Origin of the sequence: Martelella alba (assembly GCF_006516955.1) — a bacterium.
GTDB lineage: Bacteria > Pseudomonadota > Alphaproteobacteria > Rhizobiales > Rhizobiaceae > Martelella > Martelella alba.
The window spans coordinates 388447-405884 of the sequence record NZ_VHLG01000003.1 but is presented as its reverse complement, the minus strand read 5'-3'; the positions used below and the strand labels follow the sequence as shown (position 1 = coordinate 405884).

16 protein-coding genes are annotated in these 17438 nt (G+C 61.2%); 10 read left to right on the top strand and 6 right to left on the bottom strand.

The features are described from left to right. The first annotated feature begins 474 nt into the window (after positions 1-474). Positions 475-2589: an FUSC family protein gene (locus FJU08_RS08245; protein ID WP_181409784.1), complete on the top strand. Its 2115-nt coding sequence runs from the start codon at positions 475-477 to the stop codon at positions 2587-2589. Here FJU08_RS08245 and FJU08_RS08240 read toward each other — a convergent pair. Then, positions 2501-3343 carry an AraC family transcriptional regulator gene (locus FJU08_RS08240; RefSeq protein WP_141148493.1) on the bottom strand — a complete coding sequence of 281 codons (843 nt, stop codon included), beginning with the start codon at positions 3341-3343 and terminating at the stop codon, positions 2501-2503. The two genes, FJU08_RS08245 and FJU08_RS08240, sit on opposite strands and share 89 nt — an antisense overlap. A gap of 72 nt (positions 3344-3415) precedes the next feature. On the opposite strand from FJU08_RS08240, the gene FJU08_RS08235 reads away from it, so the two are divergent. After that, positions 3416-4813 carry an SLC13 family permease gene (locus FJU08_RS08235; RefSeq protein ID WP_141148492.1) on the top strand — a complete coding sequence of 466 codons (1398 nt, stop codon included), beginning with the start codon at positions 3416-3418 and terminating at the stop codon, positions 4811-4813. Between the two features lie 54 nt (positions 4814-4867). Continuing rightward, positions 4868-5356, top strand: coding sequence for a tRNA (cytidine(34)-2'-O)-methyltransferase (locus FJU08_RS08230; RefSeq protein WP_141148491.1), 489 nt, complete (start codon positions 4868-4870; stop codon positions 5354-5356). Here the strand turns inward: FJU08_RS08230 and FJU08_RS08225 are convergent. Continuing rightward, complete coding sequence (locus tag FJU08_RS08225; RefSeq protein WP_141148490.1) at positions 5345-5593, bottom strand: hypothetical protein; 249 nt, start codon at positions 5591-5593, stop codon at positions 5345-5347. The genes FJU08_RS08230 and FJU08_RS08225 overlap by 12 nt on opposite strands. Positions 5594-5722: 129 nt before the next feature. Between FJU08_RS08225 and hemF the strand changes: the two genes are divergently transcribed. The 3 genes from hemF (at position 5723) to FJU08_RS08210 (ending at position 7272) form a co-directional block, all read left to right on the top strand. Continuing rightward, on the top strand, positions 5723-6634 hold the full coding sequence (gene hemF / locus FJU08_RS08220; protein WP_141148489.1) for an oxygen-dependent coproporphyrinogen oxidase: 912 nt from the start codon (positions 5723-5725) through the stop codon (positions 6632-6634). 121 nt (positions 6635-6755) lie between these two features. Next, positions 6756-6935 carry a hypothetical protein gene (locus FJU08_RS08215; RefSeq protein WP_141148488.1) on the top strand — a complete coding sequence of 60 codons (180 nt, stop codon included), beginning with the start codon at positions 6756-6758 and terminating at the stop codon, positions 6933-6935. A 151-nt stretch (positions 6936-7086) separates the two neighbouring features. Beyond that, positions 7087-7272, top strand: coding sequence for a DUF1059 domain-containing protein (locus tag FJU08_RS08210; RefSeq protein WP_141148487.1), 186 nt, complete (start codon positions 7087-7089; stop codon positions 7270-7272). Here FJU08_RS08210 and FJU08_RS08205 read toward each other — a convergent pair. The 3 genes from FJU08_RS08205 to FJU08_RS08195 are packed head-to-tail and all read right to left on the bottom strand — an operon-like array spanning position 7269 to position 9779. Then, positions 7269-8537 carry a CCA tRNA nucleotidyltransferase gene (locus tag FJU08_RS08205; protein ID WP_141148486.1) on the bottom strand — a complete coding sequence of 423 codons (1269 nt, stop codon included), beginning with the start codon at positions 8535-8537 and terminating at the stop codon, positions 7269-7271. The genes FJU08_RS08210 and FJU08_RS08205 overlap by 4 nt on opposite strands. Beyond that, positions 8534-9169: a CoA pyrophosphatase gene (locus tag FJU08_RS08200; RefSeq protein ID WP_141148485.1), complete on the bottom strand. Its 636-nt coding sequence runs from the start codon at positions 9167-9169 to the stop codon at positions 8534-8536. The genes FJU08_RS08205 and FJU08_RS08200 overlap by 4 nt, the downstream gene beginning before the upstream one ends. Next, positions 9162-9779, bottom strand: coding sequence for a DUF1285 domain-containing protein (locus FJU08_RS08195; protein ID WP_235890631.1), 618 nt, complete (start codon positions 9777-9779; stop codon positions 9162-9164). Before FJU08_RS08195 ends, FJU08_RS08200 begins: the two co-directional genes overlap by 8 nt. Positions 9780-9953: 174 nt before the next feature. On the opposite strand from FJU08_RS08195, the gene FJU08_RS08190 reads away from it, so the two are divergent. The 4 genes from FJU08_RS08190 to FJU08_RS08175 are packed head-to-tail and all read left to right on the top strand — an operon-like array spanning position 9954 to position 16772. Then, positions 9954-10961 carry an AAA family ATPase gene (locus tag FJU08_RS08190; RefSeq protein WP_141148484.1) on the top strand — a complete coding sequence of 336 codons (1008 nt, stop codon included), beginning with the start codon at positions 9954-9956 and terminating at the stop codon, positions 10959-10961. Between the two features lie 14 nt (positions 10962-10975). After that, the gene (locus tag FJU08_RS08185; RefSeq protein ID WP_141148483.1) at positions 10976-11890 is read left to right on the top strand and encodes a DUF58 domain-containing protein; all 915 of its coding nucleotides are present in this window, start codon (positions 10976-10978) and stop codon (positions 11888-11890) included. After that, positions 11890-14694 carry a DUF4159 domain-containing protein gene (locus FJU08_RS08180; protein WP_141148482.1) on the top strand — a complete coding sequence of 935 codons (2805 nt, stop codon included), beginning with the start codon at positions 11890-11892 and terminating at the stop codon, positions 14692-14694. The genes FJU08_RS08185 and FJU08_RS08180 overlap by 1 nt, the downstream gene beginning before the upstream one ends. After that, a complete protein-coding gene (locus tag FJU08_RS08175; RefSeq protein ID WP_141148481.1) occupies positions 14694-16772 on the top strand; it encodes a hypothetical protein in 2079 nt (692 codons plus the stop codon). Before FJU08_RS08180 ends, FJU08_RS08175 begins: the two co-directional genes overlap by 1 nt. Positions 16773-16867: 95 nt before the next feature. Here FJU08_RS08175 and FJU08_RS08170 read toward each other — a convergent pair whose 3' ends face one another. Next, on the bottom strand, positions 16868-17365 hold the full coding sequence (locus FJU08_RS08170; protein WP_141148480.1) for a GNAT family N-acetyltransferase: 498 nt from the start codon (positions 17363-17365) through the stop codon (positions 16868-16870). Positions 17366-17438 lie beyond the last annotated feature (73 nt).

Below are 17438 nucleotides of genomic sequence, written 5' to 3'. Positions count from 1 at the left end.
CGACCTGCTTTCGGCAAAAATCGCAGACGCAAAAGACACAAGACAGGCGTCAGGCGACCCGGAAAGCAGAGACACGGGCATGTCGATCCCGCGTCAGGACAAAAGAAAAATTTCTGGATGTGAAAAGAAACAAGCCCGGAAGATCAGGCGGCCCGTACGGGCAGAACGCCGAGCATCACAGCTGGGTAGATATCACTCATTCCGATGCCTCCTGCGTTCGTTAGAGAAAAGACGGTTGTGTTCTTATCCGATTCAGATCGATTTGCATAGCAATTGGGCACAACGAGGCTTTCATTTGCATTTGCTGTACCAAAATTGCAACTCTCGGAGTGATAATGCTGCTTTTTCAGTCATTTGGACTGGAATAAATTCCAATAGCGCTGGACAGCGCCCTGTCGCATCGCTTGAATCGACGCTAGAATGTGCGCGGAACCCTGCGTCAGCCCAGCGCTCGGAAAACGTGACGAGACCTTGATGCCGCTTCGAAACCTCACGCTCCGCCCGGCTGCCTGGGTTCACAATCTGGCGCTGATTGCCCCCGCCCCCTACCGGCCCTGGCGCCACGCGCTGCGGCTGGCCATCGCAACCAGCCTGCCGCTTTTTCTCGGCATGATGTCTGGCCAGATGGGGGGTGCCCTTTATATCTCGCTCGGCGGTTTTCTGACGGCTGTTGCCGTCCGGCTCGACCCCTATCGCGAACGCTTCCGCCAGATCGCGATCTCGACGCTGGTTGGCCTGTCCGGCTGTCTGATCGGGCCGCAGATCGCCGGTCACGGCTATCTCACACTCGCCCTTCTCATTCTGATCGCTTTCATTTCCGGCCTGATCAGCGGCTATGGCGCGGCTTTTTCCACCGGCGCCATGAACATGCTGGTGCTGGCCGTGGTTGTCACCGCGGTGCCAGCGGAGGGCTCGATCTACCGGACCTTTCTGGAATTTCTGAGCGGGGCCGGCTTTGTCTGCCTGCTTCTGGGGCTTGGCGCAATGATGGACCGCGACAGGCCGGAGCGCAGGACGCTTGCCCGCATTTTCGACCATATCGCCGAGCATGCGCTGGCGGTTGCGCGCGTCATGGAAACCCAATCCTCCTACCGCGCAAGGCGCGAACTGGTGGAGGCGCGCCGCAGTGTGACCGACATCACCAAGACCGCCTATTCCTCGCTGATTGAAAAGCGCAGCCACAGCCGCGCACGCACCCGTTATGTGCTGCATGCCGCTGAAATCGTCAGCCTTGCCAACCACCTGAACATGATCATCATTGCCGGACGGGCGACGGTTCCCGAACTTCGCCGCGTTGCCAGCTGGTTGCAACTGATCGCCGATGCGGTGGAAAAGGATCAGCGCGAGCCGCCCCCGCCGCCGGTGACGCCCGTGCGCCATCCCGGCCCTTCACCGCGCGAGACCGGCGAGTTGATGCGCGCGACGGAGCGGCTGGCCGAGACAATCTGGTCTTCCCGACCGGAGCCCGACCACGCCGAGACGCGGGAGGCCAGCCGGTCGTCTCTGCTTTCCACCCGCATTGTCGCAAGGCTCGCCCGCCGGCTCATTCTGGGGCGCGAAGTGGTCGTTTCCGCTGCCAAGCTTGCCCTTTGCATCGGCATTGCCGTGATAGCCGGCCACTTCAAGAGCGGTGATCATTCCTACTGGCTGCCGATGACCGTCGCCATCGTGCTGAAACCGGACTTCGGCTCGGTTTTTGTGCGTGCCATCCATCGCTCGATCGGCACCGTGCTTGGCGTCATGCTCGGCACGGCAATTGCCATCTTCGTGCCCGCAGGCTATCCGCAGATCATCTGCATCGCCGCTCTCTGCGCCATTCTGCCTTTTGCCGGCCTTAGATCCTATGCGCTCATGGTCACCTTCATCACGCCGATCATTCTTTTGATGATTGATGTGGTCGTGCCGGGCCATTCGGCCAGTTATGGATTGCAGCGCCTCGTCGACACCGTGCTCGGCTCGGCCATCGCACTGATTTTCGGTTACATGATCTGGCCGCGTTCGCAGGGGCGCAGGCTCAATGAAATCTTTGCCACCGCGCTGACCAGTGTCGGCGCCTATCTGGAAGCCGCCACGGCCCCAGCTCCGGGCAAAGACGGGTTACCGGCATTTCACCGGACACTTTCCGATGCAGAATGGCTGGCGCTGCGCAAGCTGTCCGACCTTCGCACCCAGCTGCAGCGTTTCATTGCCGAACCGCCACCGGCAGGCCGCGAAGCGGCCGCCTGGTTTCCAGCCGTTGCTGGTGCTGAACGCCTGTGTGACCGGATCACCGCCTATGCCGAAGAGCGCACGCTTGACGACCCGCCGCCCGAAGATGTCCGCCTCGAGGATGCACGCGCCGCGCTTCTGGCCCTTGCTGATCCCGAGGGCCATCCGCGCTCGCTGGTCACGGCAACACGGGCCAATCGCCGCCAGGACAGTTTCGCCGAAGTGGAATCGGAAATCGCCCGGCTCTGTGAACTGGCAGAGGCCAACCGTGCGGCCCACAAAGACGGAAACCTCACGCCTCAGCGCGTGCGGCGACCGTGGCTCTGGCACCGTCCGCGCGCTCCAGAAAAGACTGCGGCGGCCGGCCGAACTGACGCCTGAAAGCGGCTGAAAAGGCACTGGCACTCAGATAGCCAAGCCGCGCGGCAATCTCGGCGCTGTTCTTGCCCTGACCGAGATAATTCACCGCCTCCATCAGCTTCAGCCGCGTCCGCCACTCGGAAAAACGCAAGCCCGTTTCCGCAACGAACAGGCGCTCCAGCGTGCGGGTGGAGGCCCCGGCAAAGGGCGCGAGTGCAGCAAGGGGCGTATTGTCCTCGGGATTTTCCAGCAGGCGCGCCGTGACCCGCCTGAGCCGCGGATCACTGCCGGCGGGCAGGCTGAGCGGCGCGGCCTCCAGCGCTGCCAGTTCATCCAGGATAACGGTGGCCAGATGCGACAGCCTTGCAGCCTCGCCCGATGCGTCACTCAAGGCGCGAAATCTCAGGATCAGCGCCTTCATCAACGTGCTCATATGCAGCACCTCGCAACGCCTGCGCCCGGAAATTTCAACCGATGGATCGACATATATGAAACAGGTTGTCGCGCTGGTCTGCATCGCCACGGAGTGGCGGACATCGCCGTCGATCCACACGGCATGGCTTGGTGGCACCAGCCATTGCGCGCCGCAGGAACGCACGGTCAGCACGCCCTCTTGCGCCCACAGCAATTGCCCGCGCGGATGCGAATGCGGTTCGCGGCCGATATCGCCCGCATTCCAGCGCCCTGCGCGAAACAGCAGCGGCCGGGCAGGATCGACAAGCCAGCCTGGCGCCTCCGGGCTCAAATCTGTCGGATTGACGATATCAGTTGTCATGATGTCTCTATTCCGCAATTCATTCGCATGAAATAGGATCACGCCTATCAAGTTTCAAACAGACGAAGTCCAATGCTGCGCAAATATCTCACGATCAAACATATAGTTGTCCTGGCGCTGTTTCTCATCGCGCTTTATCTGGTCATCGTCCCGCCGGAGACGCTCACCGAAGACCAGACGCGAACACTCGGCATTGTGCTCGTGACGCTCAGCCTGTGGGCGACGGGCATTGTGCCCGGCTTCATGGCGAGCCTGCTGTTTTTCGCCGTGACCCTGATCCTGAAGCTGGCACCGCCAAACGTGGTGCTGTCCGGCTTCACCTCGACGGCGATCTGGCTGGTCTTTTCCGGCTCGATCATCGCCGCCACCGTGCGCGGTTCAGGCCTTGGCGAAAGGCTCGGTGTCATACTTGGACGCCATTTAACTGGCCATTATGCCGTGCTGATCAGCGGCCTGTTCATTGCCACGGCCTCGCTTTCCTTCATCATCCCCTCCTCGCTCGGACGCTTCTTCGTCATGCTGCCGATTGCCATGGCGCTCGCCAGTCGCGCCGGGTTTGCCAAGGGATCGAATGGCCACACGGCGATTGCGCTCACGCTGATCCTTTCCGCCAATATGACCGGCTTCACCATCCTGCCTTCCAATGTGCCCAATCTGGTACTGGCCGGCGCGAGTGAAACGATCCACGGCATCACGCTGACCTATGCCAGCTATCTGGCGCTTCATTTTCCGGTCCTCGGCCTGCTGAAGGGCGTAATCACCGTGTTTCTGATACTGCATTTCTTCCCCGATCGCGCCGGGGCGCCCTTGCCTGAGCATGATGAAAAAGCACCAGCTTCCGGCCCGCTTTCCGCCCGGCAGTGGTATGCGATCGCCATTCTTCTTGCTACGCTGGCGCTCTGGATGACCGACAGCATGCATGGCATCAATGCCGCATGGGTCGGCCTCGCCGCATCGCTTCTTCTGATGGTGCCGGGCATTGGCGCAATCAAGCCGGAGGATTTCGACAGGACCGTCAGCCTCAGCGTGCTGATCTTCACCGCCGGCATTCTCTCGCTCGGCGCCGTGATCAATGCCACCGGTCTTGGCACAGCCATTGCCCATGGGCTGGAGAACGCCCTGCCGCTGACGCCGGGTCGCGATTTCCTCAATTTCATGTCGCTGGCGCTGATGGCCTTTCTCACCGGCATGTTCACCACGCTTCCAGGCGTCCCGGCCGTACTGGCACCGCTGGCAGCGGAGCTGTCCCACCTGACGGGCTTCAGTGTCACAGCTGTCCTGATGACGCAGGTTGTCGGCTTTTCCACCGTCATGCTGCCCTATCAGGCCGCCCCGCTGATGGTTGGGTTGCAGGTGACCGGCCAGCCGGTCTCGCGGATGATCAGGATCACCCTGCCGCTGTCCCTCATCACCATTGTCGCATTGCTGCCACTGGATTTCCTGTGGTGGAAGCTGATCGGGGTGCTGTGAAGACCCGACAGATCGCCCTTGCAGCCTCGCACAAGCGCAGATAGGAGAAAACACATGACAACGCATCTGCGCATCGCCCTTTACCAGCCCGATATTGCCGGAAATACCGGCACGATTCTCAGGCTCGCCGCCTGCCTCGGCCTTGCCGTCGATATCATCGAACCGGCAGGCTTTGCCCTTTCCGACCGCAATCTGAAGCGGGCTGGCCTCGATTATATCGCCAGCGTCACCCTCACCCGTCATGTCGACTGGGAAGCGTTTGAAACCTGGCGCAGGGCAGAAGGACGGCGGCTGGTTCTCGCCTCGACCAAGGCAAGCAGCCCCTATCCCGAATTCGGCTTCAACGATGGAGATATCCTGCTGTTCGGCCGTGAAAGTGCGGGCGTTCCCGATCATGTGCATGAGACCGCAGACCATCGCATCACCATTCCCATGGTCAAAGGTCAGCGCTCAATCAACCTCGCCATGTCAGTCGCCATGATTGCGGGAGAAGCACTGAGACAGACGGACGGGTTTGCTTCAATTTCTGCATCAATCGGCTGACGACAGCCGCCGCATGGTGAATTCGATCCGGCCATCCTCGGCAAGACGCCAGCTTTCCACCTCGGTCCAGTAGGCTGCTTTCGGCCAGGCATCGAACCATTCGCGAGCCTTGGCACGCGCTTCTTCCCGACTCAACACGTAGCGCGAGCGCACGAAGCCGTCGCTCTCGGCCTGCCGGTGATGTCTGATCCGTTGCTTCAGGCCATCCATGGATGGCGGCTTTGGAAGTTTTGCCATGACGCTATCCCTCGGGTGACAAACAAGATAGGATTCAACGGGCTGATTTGCGAGTCATTTCGCATATCGCCGCCAGGGGAAATGCCCCGCCAACACATGTCAGACGAACGAGCTCTGGAGCCTCTTTACATGGAAAGACCGCAACTTCCCTCTGGATTGCCTGATGATATCGAGGACCGGAAGGAAGCAGCCCGCCGCTGGTTCGAGAGCCTGCGCGACACGATTTGCTTGAGCTTCGAACAGCTGGAGAACGAGTTGACCGGCCCCCTCTCCGACATGGAGCCGGGCCGTTTCGAGGCTGAGGACTGGACGCGCGAAGGCGGCAAGGGCGGTGGACGCAAGTCAATCATGCAGGGCCGTGTCTTCGAAAAGGTCGGCGTTCATACCTCGACGGTCTCGGGTGAGTTTTCCGAGGATTTTGGCAGCCAGATCCCCGGCACAAGCGAGGACCGCCGCTTCTGGGCCTCCGGCATTTCGTTGATTGCCCATCCGGTAAACCCCAACGTGCCCGCTGTGCATATGAATACGCGCATGATCGTGACGTCGAGCTGGTGGTATGGCGGCGGCGCCGATCTGACCCCTGTGCTCGGACGGCGGCGCACCCAGACCGACCCGGACACGATGCTGTTTCACCGCGCCATGGAAGTGGCCTGCAACCGGCATTCGTCCATTGTCGACTACGCCCGGCTGAAAAACTGGTGCGATGACTATTTCTACCTGCCACATCGCAAGGAAGCACGCGGCATAGGCGGCATCTTCTTCGACTGGCAGCACTCCACAGACGACAAAGGCGGCATGGATGCCGATTTCACCTTTGTTCAGGATGTCGGCCGGGCCTTCAACCTGGTTTATCCGCGGATCGTGCGCAGCAATTTCAACCACGACTGGTCATCTGAAGACCGTGACGAACAGTTGATCCGGCGCGGTCGCTATGTCGAGTTCAACCTGCTTTACGATCGCGGCACGATTTTCGGCCTGAAAACGGGCGGAAACGTAGACACAATTCTCTCATCCATGCCGCCTGTCGTCAGATGGCCTTAATTGACCTGCGACATTTTAGCATTTCGCTAATATTTCTTAACAAAGCGTTGCATTCTGCCTTTCCTATGCCCACCTTTTTGGTAGACTGAAGCTGCAAACTTGCTTTGGGAGGAGCAGTATCATGACAGATCATACCCATGCCCATGACAAACAGCTGGCTCCTGTGAAGGACCACCCTTTGGTTGTACATCAACCAGAGGATCAAAAGAGCAAGCAGCACGCTGATGAAATGGCCGCCAAGCATGGAAGGCCATGCGAAGGTACGGCGGTTTTTGAAACCTGGGCTCAGCATCACCACTAGAGCCCTGGATCGCCGGCGCATTGGCCGGGTCTATAATTCCTCCGGCAAATGCGTCTCCGCGAAGCGAGAGGCTGGCATATGGCTTTCGGAATGTTCTCGCAACATTCCGGGGGTCTGAAAGGCCAGCCATAACAGCGAAAGGGAGATCAACATGAAGGAATTTTCTTGCGGAACACTCGTCCCCGGCTGCAAGTGGCACACCGCCTCCAATGATGAGGCAGAAGTCGTGCTTCGTGCAGTTGAACATCTGAAATCCGCTCACGGTGAAACGATCATCCGTGAAAACATGGTCGAAAACATCAAGGAACGGATCCGCGACACGACAGAAGCCGGTTAAGGCTTCCACGTCGCAACAAGCGTTTCCATCCGGGCGGCAAGTGTCGCCCGGTCATATGCAAATCCCCCCTCGACCCATTCATTCTCCAGCGCCTTCAAAATTTCACCGACTGCCGGTCCCGGTGCTGCACCGGCTGCGATCACATCCGCACCCGATATCGGCATGACCGGCTTTTCCCAAGGGGTAACCGTATCAAGAAGTGCCGAGAGCCGCGCCGCAGATGCCGCCTGTTCCAGATCGCCCCCAGCGGCTTTTCCCCTGGCAGAAGCCAGCTGGAGCCGCAAACGGATTTCGCTCCCGTCCCGGCCATGGCGATAGAGGCTTTGCCGCAAAGCCACCCGGCTCATACCGTCGTCAATCTGCGGTGTCCGGGTGAAAGCCTTTAGCCGCGCGCTTTCGGCATTGGCCATGCGCAGACGGCTCGCCATGGCGCTGACACGCGCCTCGTCCGGCGGAATGATTGCGGCAAGCCGGAGATAGGGATCAGGCACCCAGCCGAGTTTTTCTTCCGTCGCAATGAGCGGGGTGATCGCGTCGATCCCCCATTTCTCGCTTTCCGGCAGGATTATCGTCAAAACCCCGGTCTGGCGCATCCACAGCAGTGCCCGTGACGGGTCCTGGGCGGATAGAATTTTCTTCAGCTCGGCCCATATCCGCTCGGCCGAAAGCGTCGAGAGACCGTCGCGCGCCCTGGCAGCAGCCTTGAGGCCTGCGGCATCCGGACGGCCAGAGCCATACCAGGCAAAGAAGCGGAAAAAGCGCAGGATACGCAGATAGTCCTCGCGGATCCGGAGCTCCGCATCGCCGATAAAACGCACGGTCCTCGTCTCGATATCGGCAAGGCCGTCAACCAGATCGATAACCTCGCCATCCGCCCCGGCGTAAAGCGCGTTGATGGTCAGGTCGCGCCGGGCCGCATCCTCGGCCCAGTCCGTGCCGAAACGCACCTGGGCGTGACGCCCGAAGGTTTCCACATCGGTGCGCAATGTCGTCAGTTCAAAGGGCTGATGATTGCAGATCACCGTCACCGTGCCGTGGTCGATGCCTGTCGGCACCGGCTTCATGCCATGCGCCTTTGCCCGGGCGATGACGGCTTCAGGCTCAAGCGTGGTCGCCATATCGATATCGTTAACCGCAAGCCCCATCAGCGCATTGCGCACCGCGCCGCCGACAACACGCGTCTCCGCGCCGTCTCCGTTCATGACGTTGAGAACGCGCTGAACATTGTCTGCCTTGAACCAGGGCTGATCCTTCACGCTTGTCACGCATAAAGCCTTTCATAAATCGTTCGGATGATACCGGCGGTGATGCCCCAGATACGATATTCGCCAAAGATCATCTCGTAGAATTGCCGGTCGTGACCTGCAAGCACGGCGTGACCCATCTGGTGGTTCGCCGGGTTCATGATGAAGGAAAGCGGCACCTCGAAGACCTCTGCCACCTCGTCCGGGTTGAGCGTCAGCGAAAAGCCGGGGCGCACCAGCGAAAGCACTGGCGTGATCTTGAAGCCTGTCCCGGCGAAGTAGTGAGGCATGCGCGCCAGCGGCTCGACGAAATTTCGCAAGAGGCCGATCTCCTCCTCGCTTTCACGCAATGCAGCGGCTTCAGGGCTTGCATCCTCGGGATCTATGGAGCCGCCGGGAAAGGAAATCTGACCGGAATGTTTGCGCAGCTTGGTCGTGCGCCGGGTGAAAATCACCCGCGCCTCTGCGCCGTCATCGATCACTGGCACCAGGACGGCAGCATCGCGAAGCGCAATGGTTTCAAGCCCGTCCAGAAGATCCGGGTTCAAACGATGATCGCCATGGTCGCGCCAGGCTTCCGCAAGCGGCCGGCCACTCTGGTCAAGCGCGCGCCGGCGAAATTCAGAAGCGCTGAAATCCGCGGCCTCACTCATCTGTTCCATCTCCGATATCCTTCATCCGCATCACCGGAAAGACAGCACCACCGGAGCGGATGGCAAACATTGCCTCTCCGTCGATATCCGCCTCTTCGCCCAGCGCCACGAGATCATGTACCAATGCGCGCGAAAAAAGTGCCTCAAGCCTTCCGCGCACCCTTACATAGGGTTTGAGTGCGCCATCGTCACCCTCAAGGGCAAAACGCAGCGGATGGTCGGCATCAATCTCGACGATATTGCCGGTATTGGTGCGAATCGCCAGGAGCGGTGCGCCATCCTTCTCGGTGATCTTCAGTTCAACGGCGAGAAAGGCAGCATCTTCGACGCGGATCCTCACCTTTTCCACAGGTGTGACGAGATAGGTTTCACCATCCTCGTCCTTGCGCAGCACCGAGGCAAACAGCCGCACAAGCGCCTCCCGGGTGATCGGCGTCTGCATGTAGTACCAGCTGCCGTCACGGCGGATTTCCATGTCAATGGCACCGCAATCGGGCGGGGACCAGCGTTCCACGGGGGCAGCGCCCGCCGCTTTCAGGTCTTCTTCGGTAAACAGCCTTGCGATTTCGCTGGCAAGTCCGCTTACATCGCTGTTTTTTCGCATTGTCATGTTTCGGTCCCGGTTTAAACCTACGGTCTCGAAAGAGCGTGCTCTCGGAATAGTCATTTCGATCCGTCTTGTCAGCCGCCAACAGGTGTTTATCCTGAACGCGATCATATGGCGGGTTTGTTTCGATTTTCAGGCCCGCCCGCCCCGGCCTATCATTATCGCGGAGAAAACAGCATGGGTCTGACACGACCGACCGGTCATGACATCGATGAGGCCGAAATCGTCAAGCAGGCGGAGCAGGCTCTCGATGACCTGAAACGCGTGCGCGCGGAAACGGCGAAGGTGATTTTCGGCCAGGAGGCCGTGGTCGAAAATGCCATGCTGTCGCTTCTGTCTGGCGGCCATGCATTGCTTGTCGGCGTGCCGGGGCTTGCCAAGACCAAGCTCGTCACCACGCTCGGCACCGTGCTTGGGCTTGGCGCCAGCCGCATCCAGTTCACGCCCGACCTGATGCCGTCGGATATTCTCGGCGCCGAAGTGCTGGAACAGGATGACAGCGGCAAGCGCTCCTTCCGCTTCATCAAGGGTCCGGTCTTCGCCCAACTGCTGATGGCGGACGAGATAAACCGCGCCTCCCCGCGCACGCAATCGGCCCTTTTGCAGGCGATGCAGGAATATCACGTGACGATTGCCGGCCAGCATTATGCGCTGCCGCGTCCCTTCCATGTGCTGGCGACGCAGAACCCGCTGGAGCAGGAAGGCACCTATCCGCTGCCCGAAGCGCAGCTGGACCGCTTCCTGCTGCAGGTCGATGTTGCCTATCCTGAGCTGGAAGCCGAGCGCCGCATCCTGCTGGAAACGACCGGTCTTGAGGAAAAGACCGCAAGCCCGGTTCTGACCGCCGAGCGGCTGATGGAAATCCAGGCCCTGATCCGGCAGATGCCGGTCGGCGAAAGCGTGGTCGAGGCAATCCTGAAACTGGTGCGCGCCGCCCGTCCGGGCCATGGCGAGGCGGCGACAGACCGCCATATCGCCTGGGGTCCGGGTCCGCGTGCCGGCCAGGCGCTGATGCTGACGGTTCGCGCCCGCGCGCTCTATCAGGGCCGGCTTGCGCCATCGATCGATGATGTGCGGGCGCTTGCCGAACCGGTGCTGAAGCACCGCATGGCACTGTCCTTTGCTGCGCGCGCCGAGGGCGTCAAGCTTTCCGATATCATTGCCAAGATCGCGGCGCGGGACTGAAAGCAGGTCATCACGTGGCACCCATTGGACACAGCGTCACGCCAAGCACCGCCGGCAAGGCCCTCAGCGAGGCCGCGCGGCGCGCCGCCCTGATGCCCGATTGCCTGACTGAAGCGCGGCGGATCGCCAATACGGTGATTGCCGGCTGGCATGGCCGCAAGCGCCGCGGCACCGGCGAACAGTTCTGGCAGTTCCGCCCCTATGCACAGGGCGAAAGCTATACGCGGATCGACTGGCGCCGGTCTGCCCGCGACGATCATGCCTATGTCCGTGACATGGAGTGGGAGGCCGCCCACACGATCTGGCTTCATGCCGACCTGTCGCCCTCCATGCTGTTCCGATCCACATTGTCGCCCGTCTCCAAGGAGGAACGCGCGCTGGTGCTGATGCTGGCGCTGGCCGAGCTTCTGCTGCGCTCCGGCGAGCGGATCGGCGCGCCCGGCCTGATGACACCGGTTGCCAATCGCAATGGCGCCGAACGGCTGGCCCATGCGCTCTCGCTCACATCTGCCCCGCCGCAGAGCCTGCCGGAAACGGCGATGATCCGCGACCATGCCGATATGGTGATCTTCGGCGATTTCCTCGATCAGCCGGATGCGCTGATCGCCCGGATTGCGCCGCTGGCCGAACGTGGCATTCGCGGCCATCTGATGGAGATTGCCGATCCGGCGGAGGAAAGCTTTCCCTATCGCGGTCGTACCGAATTTCGCGATCCCGAAACAGGCAGCCGTCTGACGCTTGGTCGCGCAGAGAGCCTTCGCGATGATTATCTGCGTTTTTATCAGCAGCGCCGGCAATTCCTCGCCGCAGAGGCACGGCGCCTGGGCTGGAGCTTTGCCACCCATCATACAGACCGTCCCGCCTCTGAAGCGCTCAGCGCACTTCATGTCCAGCTTTCCGGTGAAACCGCTGCAGGAGGACGAAACTGATGGGCCTCATCGCCTTTGCCAGCCCCCTCGTGCTTTTGTCGCTGGTCTTGCTACCGGCAATCTGGTGGTTGCTGAAGTTGACGCCGCCACGTCCGACACAGGAAGCCTTTCCGCCCTTTGCCATTCTCGCCCGGCTGGGCAGGCGCGAGGAGACGCCAGCCAGAAGCCCGTGGTGGCTGACGCTGTTGCGCATGCTGCTTCTGACCCTGGTGATCCTGGCGCTGGCTGATCCGCTCATAAACCCGCAAAGCGCCAGACTGGCCCCCGGCGGGCCGCTGGCTCTCCTCGTCGACAATGGCTGGGCAACGGCCGAAGACTGGCAGCAGCGGGTTGACGCCGCCTCACGCCTGATTGATGAGGCCGAGAAACAGGACCTCGCTGTCGCCCTTGCCTTTACCGCTGGCCCGGCCAGCGATGCCAGCCCGGTTTCAGCCACGACGGCGCGCGAAAGGCTGGCTGCGGCCCGCCCCCTTCCCCTGCGGCCCGACCGGGAACAGGCAGCAAAAAACCTTTCAGACGGGTTGAACGGAACCAGACCCGGTACACTGGCACTGATCTCGGACGAGATTTCGGCCAGAAGCGACAGCGAAGCCATCACGGCACTCAATGCGCTTCAGCCCGCGGCCACGCTGGTGCTTGGCCGGCGCAGTGCGGCCCCTGATGCGATCAGTCTGGCCCGCAATGATGCCGATGCAACCCGCGTGACCGTGATCCGCGCTCATGCAGGTGCGACCGGGACAAAAACCGTGAATGCCTATGACAAGGAAGGCAGGTTGATCGCCAGCGCCGATGCCCGTTTTGAGGCGGATGCCGCAACGGCGGTTGCCACGCTGTCCGCCCCGTTCGAACTGCGCAATGATTTCGCCACCCTCAGAATAGACGGTTCGGCCGATGCCGGCGGTGTTCATCTGGTTGACGACGGTTTCAGACGCCGCCGCGTAGCGCTGATCACCGGTGATGAAACCAATGATTTCCAGCCACTGCTGACACCGATCTACTATATCCGGCAGGCGCTCGAACCCTATGCCGACCTCACGGAAAGCCACAAGCAGACGCTTGGCGAGCAGGTCGACGAATTGCTCGCTGGCAAACCTTCGGTCATCATCCTTGCCGATATCGGCACCATGCCTGACGATGTCCATGCAAAGCTGGAAGACTGGACCAAGGCCGGCGGCACATTGATCCGCTTTGCCGGACCGCGCCTTGCGGCAAGCGATGGCAGTGACACGCTGCTGCCGGTCCAGCTGCGCCAGGGCGCACGCGCCTTTGGCGGCGCCATGTCCTGGAGCGAGCCGCAGCATCTGGCGCCGTTTTCACCCGACAGCCCCTTTGCCGGACTGCCGGTCCCCTCCGATGTCACAGTCAAGCGTCAGGTCCTGGCAGAACCCACCGCCACACTGCCGCAGCACACCTGGGCAAGCCTTGCCGACGGTACGCCGCTGGTGACAGCTGCCGATGACGGCACCGGCCGGCTGGTCCTGTTTCACACATCGGCCGATGCGACCTGGTCCGACCTGCCGATCTCGGGCTTCTTTGTCGAAATGCTGCGCCGGGTGATCCGACTGTCGCAGGGAAGTGCCCTTGCCGCCGGGGACAGCGGAACATTACCACCCTATCGCCTGCTTTCGGCCGATGGCGCGCTTTCCACCGACACGGCCAATGCCAAGCCGCTTGCCATCAGCGCTGACGCCAGGCCGGTTGCCAGCAAGGACAATCCGCCCGGCCTTTACGGCAGTGCCGATGGCTTTGTTGCGCTCAATCTTTTCGGAGCAGACGACCAGCTCTCACCCTTTGACGCCAGCGCCCTGTCACCTTCCGCCAGCACCGGTTTCATCGAAGGGCCACCGACAATCCCGCTCAAACCCTGGCTATTGGGCACCGCCCTTCTCCTGCTTCTGGCTGACGGGCTGATCATGCTTTTCATGAATGGCGCCTTTTCGCGTCGTATCGGCAAGGCGGCCTCGATGGCACTCATTGCCGCTCTGGTTCCGCTTGCCGGTCTTGTCCAGCCGCAGACCGCCCATGCCAATGAGACATCCAGCGAGAATGACGCCGTCATCATGGCACAGCTTGATGAAACCCACCTTGCCTATGTGATCACCGGCGAAGATGACGTCGACACGATCTCCAAACGCGGACTGGAAGGTCTGACGCAGTTCATTTCCTACCGCACGGCGCTCGAACCGGGAGATCCCGTCGGCATTGACCCCGCCAAGGACGAGCTCGCCTTCTATCCGCTGATCTACTGGCCGATTTCCGCCACTGCCCCCATGCCAAGCCCGGAAGCCATTGCCCGGATCGACGCCTATATGCGCAATGGCGGCACGGTTCTGTTTGATACGCGCGATCAGTATTCGCCGCTTGGCAGCAATGTCGCCAGCGCCAATACCCAGCGCCTGCGGCAGATCCTCAGTTCCATCGACGTGCCGCCGCTGGAGCCTGTGCCGGAAGGCCATGTGCTGACGCGCGCCTTCTATCTGCTTGATGATTTCCCCGGGCGCTATGATGGCTCGCCGCTCTGGGTCGAGGCCGAAGGCGGCAGCGATCCGGCCCTTGCCGGGCCCGGTTCCGGCTCCATGGGCGGAGACGGCGTGTCACCGATCATCATCACCGGCAATGATTTCGCCGGCGCCTGGGCCATCAATGATGACAGCACGCCGATGCTGCCCACCATTCCGCCGGATCCGCGCCAGCGTGTTCTCGCCTATCGCGCCGGCGTCAATATCGTCATGTATATGCTGACCGGAAACTACAAGGCCGATCAGGTTCATGTCCCGGCTCTTCTCGAAAGGCTCGGCCAGTAATGCAGCTTGCCTTTTCACCCTTTCTGCCGCTGCCGCTCCTTATCGGCGCCATCGTTATTGTCGCGCTTGTCGCGGGCGCCGGCTATTTCGCCCGCCTGAAAGGCACGACACTGCGCGCCCTTTCCGGGCTTTTGATCATTGCGGCGCTTGCCAACCCGACGCTTTCCAGCGAGGAGCGCTCGCCGCTGCCAACCATTGTTCCGGTCGTCGTTGATCGCAGCCAGAGCCAGAAGCTCGGTGAACGGCAAAAGCAGAGCGACGCGGCGCTTGCCGCACTTCAGAAAGAGCTTGAGGCCCAGCCGCTGATCGAGCCGCGCATCATTGATGTTCCGACATCGGAGGAAAACGGTTCGGCCTCGACGCGCGCCTTCACCGCGCTTGCCGATGCCATTCGCGATGTTCCGCAGAGCCGGCTCGGCGGTGCCATCTTCATCACCGATGGCGAAATCGACGATATTCCCGACAACAACACCCTTCTTGGCGATCAAGCACCGCTCAGCGCCCTGATTACCGGCAAGCCGGATGAATTCGACCGGCGCATTGCCATTGACGAAGCCCCGCGTTTCGGCCTTGTCGGTGACGATCAGTCCATCGCCTTCCGTGTCATTGACGATGGCGCGATCCCGGCGGATGAAACGGCTGCGGCAACGGTCACGGCAAGGGTCAATGGCGATGTCATCGCAACGATGCGCGTTCGCCCGGGTGAGCCGACAACATTGACATTCAACGTGCCCAATGGCGGCAGCAACATTATCGAACTTTCCGTTGACCCGATCCCCGGCGAGCTCAGCAATGTCAATAATCGCGCCGTCGAGACGGTCGAGGGTATCCGCGAGAACCTGCGTGTGCTTCTGGTATCCGGCTCGCCCCACGCCGGCGAGAGAACCTGGCGAAACCTTCTCAAATCCGATGCCTCGGTTGATCTCGTCCATTTCACAATTCTGCGCCCGCCGGAAAAACAGGATGGCACGCCGATCAATGAATTGTCGCTGATCGCCTTTCCCACGCGTGAGCTGTTCAACGACAAGATCGATGATTTCGACCTGATCATCCTCGATCGCTACCAGAATCGCGGCGTGCTGCCGCTGCTCTATTATGACAATATCGCCCAATATGTGCGCAAGGGCGGTGCGCTTCTGGTCGCCGCGGGTCCGGAAATCGCCGGACCGGAATCGATCGCGGCGACACCGCTTTCAAGCGTCCTGCCAGCGATCCCGAGCGGGAACGTCGCCACGGGCGGCTACTATCCGGAACTTTCCGATCTCGGGCGTAAACATCCCGTAACCCGCGACCTGCCCGGATCCGCATCGACACCGCCCGACTGGGGCCGCTGGTTCCGTGCCATCGATGTCAGCGCGGCGGCCGGCGAGACGGTGATGACGGCTGATGGCAAACCGCTTCTTGTCCTCGACAAGGTGGGGGATGGACGCGTGGCGGAGCTTTTGTCCGATCAGGGCTGGCTCTGGGCCCGTGGCTTCGAAGGCGGCGGACCCTATGCGCAGCTCTATCGCCGCATTGCCCACTGGCTGATGAAAGAACCGGCACTCGAAGACGAGGCATTGACGGCAAAGGCCGATGGCCGGCATCTGACGGTGACGCGCCAGACCATGGGTGCAGCACCGGGACCGGCGATCATCCATACGCCAACAGGTGCGACGATCCAGCTGCCGCTTGACGAGGCCGAACCCGGACTTTATCGCGGCGAAACAGATCTGACCGAGACCGGCCTCTTCACCATCGACAACGGTGATCTTGAAAGGCTGATCAATATCGGTGATCCGAATGCCCCGGAATTCAGGGCAATGATCTCAACCACGCAAACGCTGTCGCCATTGAGTGCTGCAAGCAATGGCATCACAACAAGGCTCAGCCCTGATGGTGCAGCAATCTCCGTGCCCCCCTTGCGGATTGTGTCAGGCGCGCTGCGGGCGCCCGATGGCAATGCCATTCCTGTTCATATGACAAGCGATACCGTCCTGAAAAGCATCCACACCCTGCCGCTCTTTGCCGGTTTCCTCGGCATTGCGCTTCTGTTACTGGCGCTTTCGGCAAGCTGGTGGCGGGAAGGACGGCGCTGAGACGGAAGCCTTGACCGGGCCGGTGCGGCATAGCGGCACCAAAGAAACATTATGGCTGCGGCACAGCCGCACCAACGCAACGTTATGGTTGCAGCTCAGCCGCGCCAGCGCATCATCCCGACCATCCGGCTGCCGACATCGGCGGCAATCGGATAGGCGAGGATCCGGCGCGGATCGACCGGGCCGGGCAGAAGCAATGTCGGCGGGATGATGGGCTTGAAGCCGAGGGGGCCGTAATAGGGTGCATCGCCAATCAGGATCACCGCTTCAGAGCCAGCCTTTGCCGCCGCTTCGGTCGCGATCGCAACCAGACGCCGGCCAATTCCCTGGCTCTTGAAGGAGGGTCTGACGGCCAGCGGGCCAAGCATGTGCCCGGCCGCCTGGCCGGCCCAGACCGGCGTCATCCGCACGGAGGCGATCACCTTGTCCTGACAGAGACAGACAAAGGAAAGATCCATGTCATGCGCGCCCTGTTCGCGGATCCGGCTTGCGGTACGGGTAAACCGTCCGGGACCAAAGGCCTCGTCGTTGATCTCTTCGATTTCGATGTCGTGGGAGGCCTGTTCGGCGCAATAATGCAAATCGGCTGTCATGTCGGAAATAACCTGTTTTCGGCGCGCAAAACTCATTCGAGGCCTGGAAAGCCCCGTCTCATCCAGTTCAGCG

What these genes read in the sequence shown, in the direction of transcription:
- FJU08_RS08210 (WP_141148487.1), top strand. Translation starts at nt 7,087, where the DNA reads ATGAAGGAATTTTCTTGCGGAACACTCGTCCCCGGCTGCAAGTGGCAC.
- FJU08_RS08230 (WP_141148491.1), top strand. Translation starts at nt 4,868, where the DNA reads ATGACAACGCATCTGCGCATCGCCCTTTACCAGCCCGATATTGCCGGA.
- FJU08_RS08215 (WP_141148488.1), top strand. Translation starts at nt 6,756, where the DNA reads ATGACAGATCATACCCATGCCCATGACAAACAGCTGGCTCCTGTGAAG.
- FJU08_RS08240 (WP_141148493.1), bottom strand. Translation starts at nt 3,343, where the DNA reads ATGACAACTGATATCGTCAATCCGACAGATTTGAGCCCGGAGGCGCCA.
- hemF (WP_141148489.1), top strand. Translation starts at nt 5,723, where the DNA reads ATGGAAAGACCGCAACTTCCCTCTGGATTGCCTGATGATATCGAGGAC.
- FJU08_RS08195 (WP_235890631.1), bottom strand. Translation starts at nt 9,779, where the DNA reads ATGACAATGCGAAAAAACAGCGATGTAAGCGGACTTGCCAGCGAAATC.
- FJU08_RS08225 (WP_141148490.1), bottom strand. Translation starts at nt 5,593, where the DNA reads ATGGCAAAACTTCCAAAGCCGCCATCCATGGATGGCCTGAAGCAACGG.
- FJU08_RS08245 (WP_181409784.1), top strand. Translation starts at nt 475, where the DNA reads ATGCCGCTTCGAAACCTCACGCTCCGCCCGGCTGCCTGGGTTCACAAT.
- FJU08_RS08175 (WP_141148481.1), top strand. Translation starts at nt 14,694, where the DNA reads ATGCAGCTTGCCTTTTCACCCTTTCTGCCGCTGCCGCTCCTTATCGGC.
- FJU08_RS08190 (WP_141148484.1), top strand. Translation starts at nt 9,954, where the DNA reads ATGGGTCTGACACGACCGACCGGTCATGACATCGATGAGGCCGAAATC.
- FJU08_RS08180 (WP_141148482.1), top strand. Translation starts at nt 11,890, where the DNA reads ATGGGCCTCATCGCCTTTGCCAGCCCCCTCGTGCTTTTGTCGCTGGTC.
- FJU08_RS08235 (WP_141148492.1), top strand. Translation starts at nt 3,416, where the DNA reads ATGCTGCGCAAATATCTCACGATCAAACATATAGTTGTCCTGGCGCTG.
- FJU08_RS08200 (WP_141148485.1), bottom strand. Translation starts at nt 9,169, where the DNA reads ATGAGTGAGGCCGCGGATTTCAGCGCTTCTGAATTTCGCCGGCGCGCG.
- FJU08_RS08170 (WP_141148480.1), bottom strand. Translation starts at nt 17,365, where the DNA reads ATGACAGCCGATTTGCATTATTGCGCCGAACAGGCCTCCCACGACATC.